Raw genomic sequence first — 15,947 nt, 5'->3', positions numbered from 1 at the left:
GAGACCGAACAAGCCCGACTCTTTTAATCTTTCAAGGAGCAAAGAATGCTTATTCTAACTCGTCGAGTTGGTGAAACCCTCATGATTGGCGATGAGGTGACTGTAACGGTGCTGGGTGTAAAAGGTAACCAGGTCCGCATTGGGGTTAACGCGCCTAAAGAAGTTTCGGTACATCGCGAAGAGATCTATCAGCGTATTCAAGCCGAAAAAACTCAAGCCTCGAGTTACTAACGGATTCAGCGCCTCGCTCATGAGCGAGGCGCTACCGGTTTTTCCTCTCCAGCCCCACACATCTTCCGCTTTTCGCTCTCTATTACCAATTCTCTTTAACGCCCATTTCTGTTCTCCAGCAGGCTTTCTTTGTTGATAAATCACTCTTTTTGTCGCTAAAGCATCCGAATTGAGTGTCATTTGTGCAATCAAACAAAAGGCTGGAAATAAATGTTTGACTTATAAGTCCGGGAAAGTAATATGTGCGCCACGCAGTGCCGATGAGCAGAAACAAGTTCAGAAGCACGGTTCGGAAGAACGCGTAAGGTGAGGTGGCCGAGAGGCTGAAGGCGCTCCCCTGCTAAGGGAGTATGCGGTCAAAAGCTGCATCCGGGGTTCGAATCCCCGCCTCACCGCCATTTCCGATGCATCCATAGCTCAGCTGGATAGAGTACTCGGCTACGAACCGAGCGGTCGGAGGTTCGAATCCTCCTGGATGCACCATTCGGAAAGGTGAAGTAAGAGTGAACGAGCAGTTCCTTTCATGGTGAGTTGTTAGCACCCTGCGTTGTACAAGAATTAACTCGATGCATCCATAGCTCAGCTGGATAGAGTACTCGGCTACGAACCGAGCGGTCGGAGGTTCGAATCCTCCTGGATGCACCATTCTTCGTATCATCCTCAGGTTGTTTCAGTTAGTCCATCGTAAGAAAACCTCAATGCATCCATAGCTCAGCTGGATAGAGTACTCGGCTACGAACCGAGCGGTCGGAGGTTCGAATCCTCCTGGATGCACCATTCCTCTTCAAACTTCTCAAAATTTTCTTCAGCAGTAACTCAATGCATCCATAGCTCAGCTGGATAGAGTACTCGGCTACGAACCGAGCGGTCGGAGGTTCGAATCCTTCTGGATGCACCATCTCTTCTTCGATACCTTTCTGTTTTTGACTCTCAGTTTCTGAATCCTGCAGCAATCAAATCAACTTGTAAAAAAATCGCTGAATTTACCGGCGTTTATCCACGGCATTGCACTCTGACCTTTTTCTGAAAACGAAAAAAACTAATGCTTTCAAAGCATTTGCGGTTAAGCGTGCCTGGCGACAACCTGAGCGCATTACGCTAAAGTAATGGCTCATTTTGTGGTGCTCGATGGAGTGACAATGTACGACCAATATGACGCCCTGATTTTCGATATGGACGGCACAATTCTGGATACTGAGCCGACACATCGAAAAGCCTGGCAGCAGGTGCTTGGCCGCTATGGTTTCACCATGGATGAAGAAAAAATGGTGGGCTTCAATGGCGCTCCAACCTGGCAACTGGCGCAGTTCATTCTTGAGCAGAACAATGCAACGCACGATCCGCATCTGCTGGCGGCGGAAAAAACCGCTGCACTGAAAGCGATGTTGCTGGATGACGTGCGTCCGCTGCCGTTGATGGACGTGGTAAAGGCTTATCATGGTCGCCGTCCGATGGCGGTGGGCACCGGCAGTGAACACAGCCTGGCAAAAGCCTTACTCGAAGAGTTAGGTGTTTACCACCTGTTTGATGCGGTGGTCGGAGCGGATGACGTACAGCGTCACAAGCCGCAGCCGGATACCTTTTTACGCTGCGCTGAATTAATGGGTATCGCGCCCGAGCGCTGTGTAGTGTTTGAGGATGCTGATTTCGGCGTACAAGCCGCCAAAGCAGCAGGCATGGACGTGGTTGATGTCCGTTTACTGTGAATGAATTTCTGACCTATGGATCGTTATTCGGCAGCAGCTTCCTGAGTGCGACTCTGTTACCGGGAAGCTCGGAAGCGGTGCTGGTTGCACTGCTGATCGCCAAAAAGGGTTCGGTTTATGGATTGTTATTGGCTGCATCAGTGGGAAACACGCTGGGTGGCCTGACCAACATTCTTCTTGGTCGCCTGATGCCGCCAAAAGGGCAAGGGCGATGGCACGACACAGCAATGACGTGGTTACACCGATTAGGACCTGCAGCACTGATTTTTAGCTGGCTGCCGGTAGTGGGCGACTTACTCTGCGTGCTTGCAGGTTGGTTGCGCTTTGCCTGGCTGCCTTCAGTGCTGTTCCTCGCCATTGGTAAAACGCTGCGTTATATCGTTATCGCGACCGCCACATTACAAACAATGCAATGGTGGCATTGATTCGCACAGATTCGAGGCTACGGCTAACATTATGCTGAACAAAAATAAATTATTAACACAGCGGGAGGTTAACGTGATCCCGGACGTATCTAAGGCACTTTCCTGGCTGGAGGCGCATCCTGACGCGTTAAAGGGTATCGGCCGTGGTATTGAGCGCGAATCATTACGCGTAAAACCCGATGGTCACCTGGCAACCACAGGACATCCTGAGTCACTCGGTTCAGCGCTCAAGCATGATTGGATCACCACCGATTTTGCCGAAACGCTGATGGAGTTCATCACGCCGGTTGATCAGAGCATCGATCGTTCACTGGCGTTTCTGCGCGATATTCACCGTCATGTGGCGCGTGAGTTAGGCGAGGAGCGCTTGTGGCCTTTCAGCATGCCGGGCTTCATTGATGACGTTGATAGCATCGAGCTGGCGCAGTATGGCAGCTCGAACATTGGCAAAATGAAAACGTTGTATCGTCAGGGGCTGAAGAATCGCTACAGCGCGCTGATGCAGATTATCTCTGGCGTGCACTACAACTTCTCGTTGCCGCTGTCGTTTTGGCAGGAGTGGGCGGATGTAAAAGATGCCGAAAGCGGTAAAGAGACCATCTCTGCCGGCTATCTGCGTCTGATTCGTAACTACTATCGTTTTGGCTGGGTCATTCCGTATCTGTTCGGTGCATCGCCAGCGATCTGCTCCTCTTTCCTGCAAGGGCGCGAGAGCAATCTGCCGTTTGAAGGTGATGGCAAGGGTACGCTGTGGCTGCCTCACGCCACCTCACTGCGCCTGAGCGATCTCGGTTATACCAACAAATCGCAGAGCGGTTTGGGTATCACTTTTAACTCGCTGGAAGGTTACGTTGCAGCGCTGAAAGCGGCGATTAAAACGCCGTCGGAAGAGTATGCCGCCATGGGCACCAAAGACGCCGATGGCAACTGGCTGCAGTTGAACACCAATGTGCTGCAAATTGAAAACGAGCTGTACGCGCCGATTCGTCCGAAACGCGTTACGCGTTCAGGCGAGGCACCATCTGATGCGCTGCTGCGCGGCGGTATTGAATACATTGAAGTGCGTTCGCTGGACATCAACCCATTCTCCGCGATTGGTGTGGATGCCGATCAGGCGCGCTTCCTCGATCTGTTCCTGATTTGGTGTACGCTGGCGGATGCGCCAGAAATGAGCGCGGATGAGCTGCTGTGTACGCGCAAAAACTGGAACCGCGTGGTGATGGAAGGGCGTAAGCCTGGCCAGGTCATTGCTGTAGGTTGCAGCGAAAAAGAACACACGCTGGTTGAAGTGGGTAAAGCGCTGTTTGCCGATCTGCGTCGCGTGGCGGAAGTGCTCGACAGCAATCACGGCAACACGCAATATCAACAGGTTTGCGATCAACTGGTGGCATCTTTCGACGATCCTGAGCTAACCTATTCGGCGCGCATCCTGCATGCGATCAAAGAAAACGGTTTGACCGGCGCGGGTGTGGCATTGGCAGAGCAATATCGTCATCTGCTGTGTGAAGAGTCGTTAGAGATTCTGACCGAAGAAGATTTTAGTCGTCAGGCGCTGGAGTCTGTGCAGGCACAAGAGAAGCTGGAACAGAGCGATACGCTGGATTTCGAAAGCTACCTTGCGGGTCGCGAAGGCTAGAAAAGAAAATGGCCACATCAATGTGGCCAAAATAAACATCTCTGTTGTCAGGGATGATGATAACAAATGCGCGTCTTTCATATATTCAGACGCTGGACGAACAGAAAAGTTTCATCGTTTTAAAAAAAATCTCAAAACAGGAGGTGACGTATGCCACTACTGGATAGTTTTACTGTTGACCATACCATCATGGGCGCACCTGCAGTACGCGTAGCAAAAACCATGAAAACTCCGCATGGCGATACCATCACCGTTTTCGACCTGCGTTTTTGCCGTCCGAATATTGATATTCTGACTGAGCGTGGCATCCATACGCTGGAGCACCTGTTTGCTGGCTTCATGCGTAATCATCTGAATGGTGATGGCGTTGAAATCGTCGACATCTCGCCAATGGGTTGCCGCACCGGCTTCTACATGAGTTTGATTGGTACGCCTGACGAGCAGCGTGTTGCGAAAGCCTGGAAAGGCGCGATGGAAGATGTTCTGAAAGTCAAAGAGCAGGGCCAGATTCCAGAGCTGAACGAATATCAGTGCGGCAGCTACAAACTGCACTCACTGGATGAAGCGCAGCAGATCGCGCGCAATGTGCTGGCGCACGACATCGGCGTGAACCGCAACGAAGATTTGAAGCTGCCAGCGGAAAAGCTGAAAGAGCTGCACATCTAGTTGAGACACCATGAAAAACGCCGCGATTATCGCGGCGTTTTTGTTTACAGGCTTCAGGAGCCGATGGAGGATTTCAGTGCGTGGTGTGGCGTAATGCGCACCTGCTTCACCATGTTGTCCTGCACATCAAGGATATCGATATCGTAGGCGCCAAGGGTGACGCGAGTATCGACCAGCGGAATCTCTTCCAGTGCTTCCAGCAGCATGCCGTTAATGGTGCGCGCATCCTCTTCCGGTAACGTCCAGTTAAAGGCTTTGTTGATTTCACGCACATTGGCGCTGCCTTCAATCAATACCGAACCATCATTTTGCGGCATGACTTCTTCGGCCAGCGACGGCGACATGGAGGTGGTGAAATCGCCGACGATCTCTTCCAGAATATCTTCGATCGTCACTAGGCCTTTAACATCGCCATATTCATCAACCACCATGCCGACTTTCTTTTTGTTACGCTGAAATTTAACCAGCTGCACGTTAAGCGGCGTGCCTTCCGGTACATAGTAAATCTCATCAGCAGCACGCAGCAGGCGATCTTTGTTAAACTCTTTCTTCTCGGTCATCATGCGCCAGGCTTCACGCACGCGCAGCATACCAACGCAGTCATCCAGCGAGTCACGGAACAGGACGATACGCCCATGCGGCGAATGACTCAGCTGGCGCTCAATCGATTTCCAGTCATCATTGACGTTGATGCCGACGATCTCATTGCGCGGCACCATGATGTCATCCACGCTGACTTTCTCCAGATCAAGCACTGACAGCAGCATGTCCTGATTACGCCGCGACATCAGCGAGCGCGATTCATGCACAATGGTGCGCAACTCTTCTTTGCTTAACGCCGAACTGATGGAACCGTCGGTTTTAATGCCCACCATGCGCATCAAAATGCGGGTAATGGTATTCAGCAGCCACACCAGCGGCAGCATCACATACTGCAGCGGAGCCAGTAACACGCTGCTGGGATAGGCCACTTTTTCTGGATAGAGCGCCGCGACCGTTTTCGGCAGCACCTCGGCAAAAACCAGCACGACAAAAGTCAGAATGCCGGTGGCAATCGCTACGCCAGCATCGCCATACAGGCGCATACCGACAATGGTGCCGAGTGCGGAGGCGAGAATATTAACGAGGTTGTTGCCGATTAAAACCAGACTGATCAGGCGGTCGGGACGACGCAGAAGTTTTTCTACCCGACGCGCACCGCGATTGCCGCTTTTGGCTTTATGGCGCAGTTTGTAGCGATTAAGCGTCATCATGCCGGTCTCTGAACCGGAGAAATAGGCAGAGACCAGCACCATGATGACCAGCGTAATGATCAGCGTGGTGGTTGAAACGTGTTCCAACACAAAATCCTTAGTGAGAGGTGAGCAGGTGCTGAAGCACGCGACTGCCGAAGTAGGCCATGGTTAGCAGCAATGCGCCGCCACAGTTAAACCACACGACGCGGCGTCCGCGCCAGCCTTCACGATAGTGTCCCCAAAGCAGAACGATGTAGACAAACCAGGCAATGATGGAGAGAACTGCTTTATCCACATTCTCAGCGCTAAACAGGTTATGCATGAAGAGCAAACCGGTGCACAGCACCAGCGTCAACAGCACAACGCCAATCTGCGTGATGTGGAACATTTTGCGCTCAATGCTGAGCAGCGGCGGCATATCCTGAGTGAAAGCCAGTTTCTTATTTTTCAACTGGTAATCAATCCACGCCAGCTGCAGCGCATACAGTGCCGCGATGATCAGCGTGGCATAGGCAAACAGCGACAGACCGATGTGAACCATCATGCCTGGCGTGGTTTCCAGATGCGTAATAAAGGCATTGGGCACAAAGGTGGCAAAGGCCAGATTAATCAATGCAAAGCTGTAAACAATCGGCAGCAGCAGCCAGCCACGATTGCGCGAGGCGACAATTGTCATGATGGCGCAGATCAGCAGGCTAACCAGCGAGCCGATATTAAGCAGGCTGAGGTTTTGCCCATTATCAACAGCAAAAATGCGCTGCTGCAGAGCAACGGCGTGCGCAATCAGCGCCACGCAGGCAGAAAGCACAGCAAAACGACGCCAGCCACCGTTGCGTTTAAGCAGGCTGGGAATGATCAATGCAAGGCTGAGGGAGTAGGCGAACAGCGCCACGATCGCGAAAACGAACATAGATCCTTTCAGGTATCGGTCAGATAAGGAAAAAAGCAGTATAGCGCCAGCGGCAGCAGGCTCCAAACGATCTGACGGTCAATTGCAGAGATCGCTTCGTCTTCGTGTTATAATCCGCCGCATTGTGTCGCCTATGGCGGCCTCGCTACGGTTCTAAGTGAGAGAGCATGTTTGATAATTTAACCGATCGTTTGTCGCAAACCCTGCGCAATATCAGCGGCCGCGGAAGGCTGACTGAAGACAACATCAAAGACACGCTGCGTGAAGTCCGCATGGCGCTGCTGGAAGCCGACGTTGCGCTGCCGGTAGTGCGTGAATTTATTAATCGCGTGAAAGAAGCCGCCGTTGGCCACGATGTGAACAAAAGCCTGACGCCAGGCCAGGAGTTCATCAAAATCGTGCGCAACGAACTGGTTGCGGCGATGGGCGCTGAAAATAATGCGCTCAATCTGAATGCTCAGCCGCCAGCCGTGGTGCTGATGGCAGGTTTGCAAGGTGCTGGTAAAACCACTAGCGTGGCGAAACTGGGTAAATTCTTGCGCGAGAAGCATAAGAAAAAAGTGCTGGTAGTTTCTGCTGACGTTTATCGCCCTGCGGCGATCAAACAGCTGGAAACCCTGGCTGGCCAGGTCGGCGTGGATTTCTGTCCGTCCGATCTGAGTCAAAAGCCGGTCGATATTGTTCAGAACGCGCTAAAACAAGCCAAAGTGCAATTCTACGATGTGCTGCTGGTGGATACCGCCGGTCGTTTACACGTCGATGAAGCGATGATGGACGAAATCAAACAGGTACACGCCGCGATAAATCCGGTGGAAACCCTGTTTGTGGTCGATGCCATGACCGGTCAGGATGCCGCCAATACCGCGAAAGCCTTCAACGAAGCGCTGCCGCTGACCGGTGTGATCCTGACTAAAGTCGATGGTGATGCGCGCGGTGGTGCGGCGCTGTCGATTCGTCACATTACCGGCAAGCCAATCAAATTTATGGGGATGGGCGAGAAGACCGAAGCGCTGGAAGCTTTCTATCCAGAGCGTATCGCGTCGCGCATTCTCGGCATGGGCGATGTTCTGTCGCTGATCGAAGATATCGAGAGCAAAGTTGACCGCGATCAGGCGGAGAAACTGGCGAAGAAACTGAAAACCGGCGACGGTTTTGATCTCAACGACTTCCTTGAGCAGTTGAAGCAGATGCGTAACATGGGCGGCATGGCGAGCCTGATGGGCAAACTGCCGGGCATGGGGCAACTGCCTGACAACGTGAAATCGCAGATGGATGATAAAGTGCTGGTCCGCATGGAAGCCATCATCAATTCGATGACGCGTAAAGAGCGTGAGAAGCCAGAAATTATCAAGGGGTCGCGCAAACGTCGTATTGCGTTGGGCTCAGGCATGCAGGTGCAAGATGTCAACCGACTGCTGAAACAGTTCGATGATATGCAGCGCATGATGAAGAAAATGAAGAAAGGCGGCATGGCCAAAATGATGCGTGGCATGAAAGGTATGATGCCGCCTGGATTCCCTGGACGCTAAGGCGGCCGTCATAAAGCCGGAAATTTGGCACGCTTAGGTTGCTTTTTGCGCCAAAATGAGTAAAATTTTCGGGCTTTTTATATCGCGCTCGGGCCCCGTTCCTCGATGGGGCCCGAGCGCTTTATTAACTAATGAGGATGTTATGGTAACAATTCGTTTGGCACGTCACGGCGCTAAAAAGCGTCCGTTCTATCAGGTCGTCGTCACTGACAGCCGCAATGCTCGTAACGGTCGTTTCATCGAGCGCGTAGGTTTCTTCAACCCGATCGCTTCTGGTCAGGCTGAAGGTCTGCGTCTGGATCTGGACCGTATTGAGCACTGGGTTGGCCAGGGCGCAACGCTTTCTGATCGCGTTAACGCGCTGATCAAAGAAGCAAAGAAAGCAGCTTAATCTGTCACGGTGGTGAGCATGAGCATTAAACCTGCCGGGCAGCCTCCCGTTAACCCGATTGTATTGGGAAAAATGGGCGCGGCTTACGGAATTCGGGGTTGGCTCAAAGTGTTTTCCTCCACTGAAGACGCTGAAAGCATCTTCGACTACCAACCTTGGTTCATCCATCGCGCCGGTAAATGGCAGCAGGTCGAACTCGAGGGCTGGAAGCACCACAATCAGGACCTGATCATCAAAGTCAAAGGCATTGACGATCGGGACGCTGCGGCACAGTTGACCAATTGCGAAATTACGGTCGACTCCACGCAGCTGCCAGCGCTGGAAGCAGGCGATTACTACTGGAAAGACCTTATGGGAATGAAAGTAGTGAACCTCGAAGGCTACGAGATGGGCAAAGTCATTGATTTGATGGAAACCGGATCGAACGACGTTCTCGTCGTTAAGGCAAACCTGAAGGATGCATTCGGTGCGCAAGAGCGGTTAATCCCGTTTCTTGATGAACAGGTTATCAAGAAAGTCGATCTCTCTACTGGCCTTATTGAAGTAGATTGGGATCCTGGTTTTTGATCTCCGGACAATCCGGTAACGTAACGGCGAACGCGATGTGGATTGGTGTTATTAGCCTGTTTCCAGAGATGTTTCGCGCTATTACCGAGTACGGGGTAACTGGCCGGGCAGTAAAAAATGGCCTGCTCGACATTCAAAGCTGGAGTCCTCGTGACTTCACGCATGACCGGCACCGTACCGTGGACGATCGTCCTTACGGCGGCGGACCGGGAATGTTGATGATGGTGCAACCCTTACGGGACGCCATCTCCGCAGCGAAAGCAGCGGCGGGAGAAGGTGCTAAGGTGATTTATCTTTCACCTCAGGGACGCAAACTGGACCAACAGGGCGTTTGCGAACTGGCGACCCATCAGAAGTTGATTCTGGTGTGTGGTCGCTACGAAGGGATAGATGAGCGCGTGATTCACACTGAGATTGATGAAGAGTGGTCAATCGGTGATTACGTGCTCAGTGGCGGTGAGCTGCCAGCCATGACGTTGATTGACTCGGTCGCGCGGTTTATTCCCGGCGTACTGGGAAAACAGGCGTCAGCCGATGAGGATTCGTTCTCGGATGGTTTGCTGGATTGCCCGCACTACACCCGACCTGAAGTGTTAGAAGGGATGGAAGTTCCGCCAGTTTTACTGTCGGGCAACCATGCCGATATTCGCCGCTGGCGCCTGAAACAGTCGTTAGGCCGTACCTGGCTAAGAAGACCTGAACTTCTGGAAAACCTGGCTCTGACTGAAGAGCAAGCACGGTTGCTAAATGAGTTCCAGCGTGAACATCAGCAGCAACAAAACGATGAGGCGGGAGAGTAATCTTCCCTCACTATCAGTTTACCCAGGATAAGAGATTTAATTATGAGCAACATTATCAAGCAACTTGAACAAGAGCAGATGAAGCAGGACGTACCTTCATTCCGTCCGGGTGATTCCGTGGAAGTGAAAGTATGGGTCGTAGAAGGTTCTAAGAAGCGTCTGCAGGCATTCGAGGGCGTGGTTATCGCTATTCGTAACCGCGGTCTGCATTCTGCATTCACTGTTCGTAAGATTTCTAACGGCGAAGGTGTTGAGCGTGTCTTCCAGACTCACTCTCCAGTAATTGACAGCATTGCTGTTAAACGTCGTGGTGCTGTGCGTAAAGCTAAACTGTATTACCTGCGTGAGCGTACCGGTAAGTCAGCTCGTATCAAAGAGCGTCTTGGCGCGTAAGCGACTTCTCAAAGTTAATAGCAAACAAGGGGTTGGCCATTTGGCCAGCCCCTTTTTTTATGGGCGTATAAGGGCGCAGGATCATCCCTAAGATGGAAAGTGTATGTTTCCTGAAAACAATGAAAATCAAAATGTTATACCAAACTTTTAGTTGAGAGCATCATCAGAACATAATCAGGTGTAACCTTTAGTTTACAGTGCCATCCTTTCACTATTTATGTTATTAGTATGATTCTAATGAATATTTAGATTTTTTCTGTGTTTTTTATTTGATGTGGTAATAAATGTGTACATAGGTGGATTGCAACCTGTACAGGGTGTGATAAAGTAAGCGCCATCCTCAGTGAGGATCCCAAACCGCATAAACGAGTAAAAAGGATCGCAATCATGCAAAAAGACGCGCTGAACAATGTGCATATCGCCGACGAACAAATTTTGATTACCCCGCAAGAGCTGAAAGCCAAATTCCCGCTCACTGCGGCGCAGGAAGCGCAAATTGCGTCTTCTCGCCAAACCATTGCCGACATTATTGCGGGCCGCGATCCGCGTCTGTTGGTGGTTTGTGGTCCTTGTTCGATTCACGATACTGAAGCCGCACTTGCCTATGCCCGTCAGTTGCAATCTCTCTCTGCACAGTTGAAGGATCAGCTGTACATCGTTATGCGCGTTTATTTTGAAAAACCTCGAACCACCGTCGGCTGGAAGGGGTTAATCAACGATCCTTACATGAACAACTCGTTTGATATGGAAGCTGGCCTGCATATCGCGCGTCAACTGCTGGTTAATCTCGTGGAGATGGGTTTACCGCTGGCGACCGAAGCGCTGGATCCGAATAGCCCGCAATATCTTGGCGATCTGTTTAGCTGGTCAGCGATTGGTGCGCGTACCACCGAATCACAAACCCACCGTGAAATGGCTTCAGGCCTTTCTATGCCGGTTGGTTTTAAAAATGGTACGGATGGCAGCCTGGGCACCGCGATTAACGCCATGCGCGCCGCCGCAATGCCGCACCGTTTTGTTGGCATCAATCAGGCCGGCCAGGTTTGCTTGCTGCAAACGCAGGGTAACCCAGATGGACATGTGATTCTGCGCGGCGGTAAAGCACCTAACTACGGTCCAGAAGATGTCGCTCAGTGTGAAAAAGAGATGCTGAAAGCGGGACTGCGTCCGGCCTTAATGATAGATTGCAGCCATGGTAATTCTAATAAAGACTATCGTCGCCAGCCTGGCGTAGCCGAATCGGCTATTGCGCAGATTAAAGATGGAAACCGTTCCATCATTGGCCTGATGTTGGAAAGCAACATTCATGAAGGCAACCAGTCTTCTGAACAGCCACGTAGCGAAATGAAATACGGTGTGTCCGTCACTGATGCCTGCATCAACTGGGAAACCACTGAAACATTGCTGCGTGAAATCCATCAGGATCTGCAGGGAGTGCTGTCGGCGCGTCTGTCACACGAGGTGTAATGAGTCATGGTGGCTGAACTGACCGCGCTACGCGATCAAATCGATGAAGTAGATAAAGCACTGCTTGGGTTACTGGCAAAACGACTGGAGCTGGTAGCCGAAGTAGGGGAAGTTAAAAGCCGCTACGGTTTGCCGATCTATGTTCCTGAGCGTGAGGCCAGCATGCTGGCTTCACGCCGCCAGGAAGCTGAAGCGCTCGGCGTGTCGCCGGACTTGATTGAAGATGTATTGCGTCGTTTGATGCGTGAATCCTATGCACATGAAAATGACAAAGGCTTCAAAACGCTGTGTCCGACGTTGCGTCCGGTGGTGATTGTAGGTGGCCGCGGCCAGATGGGGCGTCTTTTTGAAAAGATGCTGACGCTTTCTGGCTATCAGGTCCGCATTCTGGATAAAGGCGATTGGGAACGCTCTGACGAGCTGCTGAAAGATGCGGGCATGGTGATCATCAGTGTGCCAATTCATCTGACCGAGCAAATCATCGGTGAGCTGCCGAAATTGCCAGAAGACTGCATTCTGGTCGATCTGGCTTCGGTGAAGAATCGCCCACTACAGGCGATGCTGGCCGCGCACACCGGACCGGTTCTGGGCTTGCATCCGATGTTTGGCCCGGACAGCGGCAGCCTGGCAAAGCAGGTTGTGGTTTGGTGTGATGGCCGTCAGCCGGAAGCTTATCAGTGGTTTCTTGAGCAGATTCAGGTTTGGGGCGCGCGGCTGCATCGTATCAGTGCCGTTGAGCACGACCAGAATATGGCGTTTATTCAGGCACTGCGTCACTTTGCGACTTTCGCTTACGGTCTGCATCTGGCGGAAGAGAACGTTAATCTGGATCAGCTGCTGGCGCTATCTTCACCGATATACCGCCTTGAACTGGCAATGGTTGGACGTCTGTTTGCGCAGGATCCACAGCTTTACGCGGACATCATCATGTCCTCGGAGAGCAATCTGGCGCTGATTAAACGTTATTACCAGCGATTTGGCGATGCGATCAAACTGCTCGAGCAGGGCGATAAGCAAGCCTTTATCGATAGCTTTGAGCGCGTCGAACACTGGTTTGGTGATTACGCGAAACGCTTCTTGGTCGAAAGCAGAAGCATGCTGCGATCGGCGAACGATAGCCGGCAGTAAAAACAAAAGGCATCCTCACCGATGCCTTTTTGCTTAGAGACGCGGCTCAACCGGCACCACATTCTCGCCTGGATAGCAGCCAAGAACTTTTAATGAACGGGTTAAGCCGCTCAACTCGGTTAACGCCAACTGCATATTTTCTGACTGCAGATTGCCCTGCACATCAATATAAAACATCTCTTCCCACGGATTGCCGTTGATGGGACGGTTTTCCAGTTTGCTCATGATGAGGCCGTGGTTACGTAATACCATCAGCGCTTCCACCAATGCGCCTGCTTGTTGACCCGTTGCCATGATCAATGTTGTTTTCGCTGGAACCTGACCCGAAACTTCAATCGCTTTACGTGCCAGCACGATGAAGCGCGTGTGGTTCTGCTGTTGATTGGCCAGATTGCGCTCCAGCACCTGCAATCCATACAGCTCACCGCCCGCTTCGCTACCCAATGCGGCAACCTTTGGTGAATTCATCGCTGCCACTTTCTCCATCGCTGCAGCGGTGCTTTCGGTGTATTCGATTTTCCACTGCGGGAAACGATTAATGAACTGGCTGCACTGCTGGAATGGCTGAGGATGGCTATATACCGTTTCGATTTGCTGCAAATCGGTGCTGCCGTTGACCAGCACACAGTGCTCAATTGGAATGGTCAGTTCACCCACAATCGATAGCGTGGTTTGCTGAAGCAGATCGTAAACGTCGTTGATCGAACCAGAGCTGGTATTTTCAATCGGCATCACCGCGTAGTCCGCTTGTCCACTTTCCACCTGATGGATGATGTCATGAAATTTCAGGCAACCGATCTCAACCATTGAATCAAAATGCCGGGTAGCGTATTTGCGCGCCGCAAGATGTGAGTAGGAACCTTTCGGACCGAGGAATGCAATGCGCGGCGCGTGAGCATGTGGATGGTTGAGATTCTTTTGCAACAAGGCTTGCTGAGTAAGAACCGAATCCTCAATCACCAACTGAAACAGGCGAGTGATGTAATGCGCATCAAGCTGATGCTTCTTACCCAGTGAAATTAAGTTTTCCAGCAGAGCGCGTTCACGTTCAACGTCGCGGATAGGGCGATGCGTTGCCAGTTTAGCCTGCGCAACTTCAACGGCCAGTGTGCGACGCTCTGACAAAAGCGCTAAGAGTTTTTCATCAACGGCGCTGATTTTATCGCGTAATGCCAGCAGCGGATTTTCGGGATTCATAGGGCTCACCTGTAAAATGTCCAATAAAAAAGCCTCCCATTTGGGAGGCTTTGTTGTTCGTCTTCGCATTCATTTTCACATGACGAATCGCCTCCCAATCAGGGGAAGGTAAAAAAGAATGCGAAGAAGAACGGCAGATGTTTCATGGTTGTTTCCATAAATGAAGTGGCTTGAGAGTAACCGCAGTGATTTAAAGCTGTCAATAAAAAACGCGCCCGGAGGCGCGTTACTAAAGATGTTTGCTTATTCCGTAGGAAGAAAATCTTTCACACTGCTGTTGGCGCGACGGGCTTCGGGTTTGTGTTGCGCTTTATTGAGTTGTCGCTCCAGCTTGGCAATCAAGTCATTGATGGCCGTATACATATCATCATGTTTCGCGCTGGCAACCAGCGTTCCGTTAGGCGTATTTATGGTGGCATCAGCCACAAACTCCTTCGGCTCTTTCGATAACACAATGTGAGGGTTTATCAGATGTGTTTGCCATTTTTCCAGCTTGGCGAGACGCTCTTCAACGTGGTTACGGATGGCCTCGGTGATTTCCATTTGTTTGCTGGTAATGTTCAGAATCATAGTTAAACCTCTCTGTCATTTCCGTGTGGGTAGGTCCAGCATACCGCGGAAATTAAGAAAATGTGTGATCTAAATCACATTGAAATGTCACTTTTTGTCAATGCCGCTTAATTGTGAGAAAGGCCGGGAAAGTGGCGGGAAATACTTGAAGACGACTGGGGAAGGGCGCATGATTGACTGGATAACTGCAGCGATAAATCTGTAAAACTGCTGAATTATCCACAAAGTGACATAAAAAAAGCAGCCTCATGGGCTGCTTTTTTGTGGGTGTAATAATCAGGACTGATTATTTGCCGCAATGATTTTTGCCACTTTGTCGGCTTCAGCCGTCAACTGCAGCTGGCGGTAAGCATTCTCCATCAACGGCAACGCTTCATGGGTCGCCTCAGTATCCGGATAATCCTTCATCATTGTTTCCACGCGGTTAACAACAGCGACATAGGCACCGCGCTTGGTATAGAATTGCGCCACCGAGAGTTCATACTTCGCCAGGCGCTCTTTCAGGAATGCCAAACGTTTCTGCGCATCCGCAGCATATTGGCTGTTTGGATAACCGCGCAGTAATTGCGAGAAGTCACGGAAAGCATCACGAGCGTGCGTCGGATCACGATCGGAACGATCGATACCGAAGAAGCCCTGCAGTGCAGAATCATCCAGCGCCATATCCGTCAGACCTTTCATATAGATGACATAGTCGATATTCGGATGGGTTGGATTCAGACGCATAAAGCGAGAAATAGCGGCTTGCGCCAGTGGCAGATCGGCATTTTTGTAATACGCGTAGATCAAATCCAGCTGTACTTGCTGCGAGTAAGGGCCAAACGGATAGCGGTTATCCAGTGCTTCCAGTTGCTTAATCGCCGCTTTAAAGTTACCGTCCTGCAGCTTTTGCTGGGCCGTGGCGTAAATTTCAGACGGCGGGCTGTCCGGGACTGGATCTGATGAGCCAGAACAACCCACAAGCGCCAGGCTCAGGCTCAGTGTGGCAGCAGCCACCAGATGTTTCATACGCGTCATGACGAAATGATTATCCTCAAAGTGTTGTAGCAGAAGCTGTCCGTATAGCTCCCAGTTATGACCAGGTACGATAGCACAT

Annotated in this window: 18 protein-coding genes, 5 tRNA genes and 1 other annotated feature; of the genes, 17 read left to right on the top strand and 6 right to left on the bottom strand. The window is 51.3% G+C overall.

The features are described 5' to 3' along the window. Nucleotides 1–45 precede the first annotated feature (45 nt). From csrA to luxS, 10 genes are all read left to right on the top strand, one after another. On the top strand, nt 46–231 hold the full coding sequence (csrA, locus tag PO881_RS14895) for a carbon storage regulator CsrA (protein WP_008104508.1): 186 nt from the start codon (nt 46–48) through the stop codon (nt 229–231). Between the two features lie 305 nt (nt 232–536). Beyond that, nucleotides 537–629 (top strand) — tRNA-Ser (locus PO881_RS14890). A gap of 8 nt (nt 630–637) precedes the next feature. Beyond that, nucleotides 638–714, top strand: a tRNA-Arg gene (locus PO881_RS14885). A gap of 85 nt (nt 715–799) precedes the next feature. Beyond that, a tRNA-Arg gene (locus tag PO881_RS14880) sits at nt 800–876 on the top strand. A 55-nt stretch (nt 877–931) separates the two neighbouring features. Next, a tRNA-Arg gene (locus PO881_RS14875) sits at nt 932–1,008 on the top strand. 44 nt (nt 1,009–1,052) lie between these two features. Further along, nucleotides 1,053–1,129: transfer RNA gene (locus PO881_RS14870), tRNA-Arg, on the top strand. A gap of 241 nt (nt 1,130–1,370) precedes the next feature. Then, a complete protein-coding gene (gene yqaB, locus PO881_RS14865; protein WP_008108985.1) occupies nt 1,371–1,937 on the top strand; it encodes a fructose-1-phosphate/6-phosphogluconate phosphatase in 567 nt (188 codons plus the stop codon). After that, nucleotides 1,934–2,362: a YqaA family protein gene (locus tag PO881_RS14860; protein WP_176973520.1), complete on the top strand. Its 429-nt coding sequence runs from the start codon at nt 1,934–1,936 to the stop codon at nt 2,360–2,362. Before yqaB ends, PO881_RS14860 begins: the two co-directional genes overlap by 4 nt. 31 nt (nt 2,363–2,393) lie before the next feature. Next, nucleotides 2,394–3,998, top strand: coding sequence for a glutamate--cysteine ligase (gene gshA, locus PO881_RS14855; RefSeq protein WP_110868328.1), 1,605 nt, complete (start codon nt 2,394–2,396; stop codon nt 3,996–3,998). 150 nt (nt 3,999–4,148) lie between these two features. Next, a complete protein-coding gene (gene luxS / locus PO881_RS14850) occupies nt 4,149–4,664 on the top strand; it encodes an S-ribosylhomocysteine lyase (RefSeq protein ID WP_192236523.1) in 516 nt (171 codons plus the stop codon). A 53-nt stretch (nt 4,665–4,717) separates the two neighbouring features. On the opposite strand, the gene PO881_RS14845 is transcribed toward luxS, so the two are convergent. Together PO881_RS14845 and PO881_RS14840 are read right to left on the bottom strand one after the other, a co-directional pair. Next, nucleotides 4,718–6,004 (bottom strand): HlyC/CorC family transporter, encoded by a 1,287-nt coding sequence (locus tag PO881_RS14845; protein ID WP_101762622.1) that lies wholly within the window; start codon nt 6,002–6,004, stop codon nt 4,718–4,720. Nucleotides 6,005–6,014: 10 nt separating this feature from the next. Then, on the bottom strand, nt 6,015–6,809 hold the full coding sequence (locus tag PO881_RS14840; protein ID WP_008108993.1) for an inner membrane protein YpjD: 795 nt from the start codon (nt 6,807–6,809) through the stop codon (nt 6,015–6,017). A gap of 167 nt (nt 6,810–6,976) precedes the next feature. Between PO881_RS14840 and ffh the strand changes: the two genes are divergently transcribed. The 7 genes from ffh to tyrA all read left to right on the top strand — a co-directional run bounded on the left by ffh (nt 6,977) and on the right by tyrA (nt 13,084). Further along, nucleotides 6,977–8,338, top strand: coding sequence for a signal recognition particle protein (gene ffh / locus PO881_RS14835; RefSeq protein WP_101762624.1), 1,362 nt, complete (start codon nt 6,977–6,979; stop codon nt 8,336–8,338). A 142-nt stretch (nt 8,339–8,480) separates the two neighbouring features. Further along, complete coding sequence (gene rpsP, locus PO881_RS14830) at nt 8,481–8,729, top strand: 30S ribosomal protein S16 (RefSeq protein ID WP_007893313.1); 249 nt, start codon at nt 8,481–8,483, stop codon at nt 8,727–8,729. Between the two features lie 18 nt (nt 8,730–8,747). After that, nucleotides 8,748–9,296 carry a ribosome maturation factor RimM gene (gene rimM, locus PO881_RS14825; protein WP_154192282.1) on the top strand — a complete coding sequence of 183 codons (549 nt, stop codon included), beginning with the start codon at nt 8,748–8,750 and terminating at the stop codon, nt 9,294–9,296. 35 nt (nt 9,297–9,331) lie between these two features. Next, complete coding sequence (trmD, locus tag PO881_RS14820) at nt 9,332–10,096, top strand: tRNA (guanosine(37)-N1)-methyltransferase TrmD (RefSeq protein WP_192236546.1); 765 nt, start codon at nt 9,332–9,334, stop codon at nt 10,094–10,096. A 42-nt stretch (nt 10,097–10,138) separates the two neighbouring features. Continuing rightward, entirely contained in the window at nt 10,139–10,489 is a 351-nt protein-coding gene (gene rplS / locus PO881_RS14815; protein ID WP_007893316.1) for a 50S ribosomal protein L19, read from the top strand. A 387-nt stretch (nt 10,490–10,876) separates the two neighbouring features. Then, the gene (locus PO881_RS14810; RefSeq protein ID WP_101762625.1) at nt 10,877–11,956 is read left to right on the top strand and encodes a 3-deoxy-7-phosphoheptulonate synthase; all 1,080 of its coding nucleotides are present in this window, start codon (nt 10,877–10,879) and stop codon (nt 11,954–11,956) included. Nucleotides 11,957–11,962: 6 nt separating this feature from the next. Then, on the top strand, nt 11,963–13,084 hold the full coding sequence (gene tyrA / locus PO881_RS14805) for a bifunctional chorismate mutase/prephenate dehydrogenase (RefSeq protein ID WP_061719956.1): 1,122 nt from the start codon (nt 11,963–11,965) through the stop codon (nt 13,082–13,084). 33 nt (nt 13,085–13,117) lie between these two features. Here tyrA and pheA read toward each other — a convergent pair whose 3' ends face one another. From pheA to bamD, 4 genes are all read right to left on the bottom strand, one after another. Beyond that, nucleotides 13,118–14,281 (bottom strand): bifunctional chorismate mutase/prephenate dehydratase, encoded by a 1,164-nt coding sequence (pheA, locus tag PO881_RS14800; RefSeq protein WP_154155473.1) that lies wholly within the window; start codon nt 14,279–14,281, stop codon nt 13,118–13,120. Nucleotides 14,282–14,303: 22 nt separating this feature from the next. Next, nucleotides 14,304–14,428, bottom strand: a sequence feature (Phe leader region). After that, nucleotides 14,380–14,427, bottom strand: coding sequence for a pheA operon leader peptide PheL (gene pheL / locus PO881_RS14795; RefSeq protein WP_100703679.1), 48 nt, complete (start codon nt 14,425–14,427; stop codon nt 14,380–14,382). Its footprint overlaps the feature before it by 48 nt. 96 nt (nt 14,429–14,524) lie before the next feature. Then, nucleotides 14,525–14,851: a ribosome-associated translation inhibitor RaiA gene (raiA, locus tag PO881_RS14790; RefSeq protein WP_008109009.1), complete on the bottom strand. Its 327-nt coding sequence runs from the start codon at nt 14,849–14,851 to the stop codon at nt 14,525–14,527. 276 nt (nt 14,852–15,127) lie between these two features. Continuing rightward, a complete protein-coding gene (bamD, locus tag PO881_RS14785; RefSeq protein WP_008109011.1) occupies nt 15,128–15,868 on the bottom strand; it encodes an outer membrane protein assembly factor BamD in 741 nt (246 codons plus the stop codon). Between the last annotated feature and the right edge of the window lie 79 nt (nt 15,869–15,947).

The sequence above is a fragment of the Pantoea sp. SS70 genome (assembly GCF_029866845.1).
Lineage (GTDB): Bacteria > Pseudomonadota > Gammaproteobacteria > Enterobacterales > Enterobacteriaceae > Pantoea > Pantoea leporis.
This window is presented reverse-complemented; position numbering and strand designations above follow the sequence as displayed.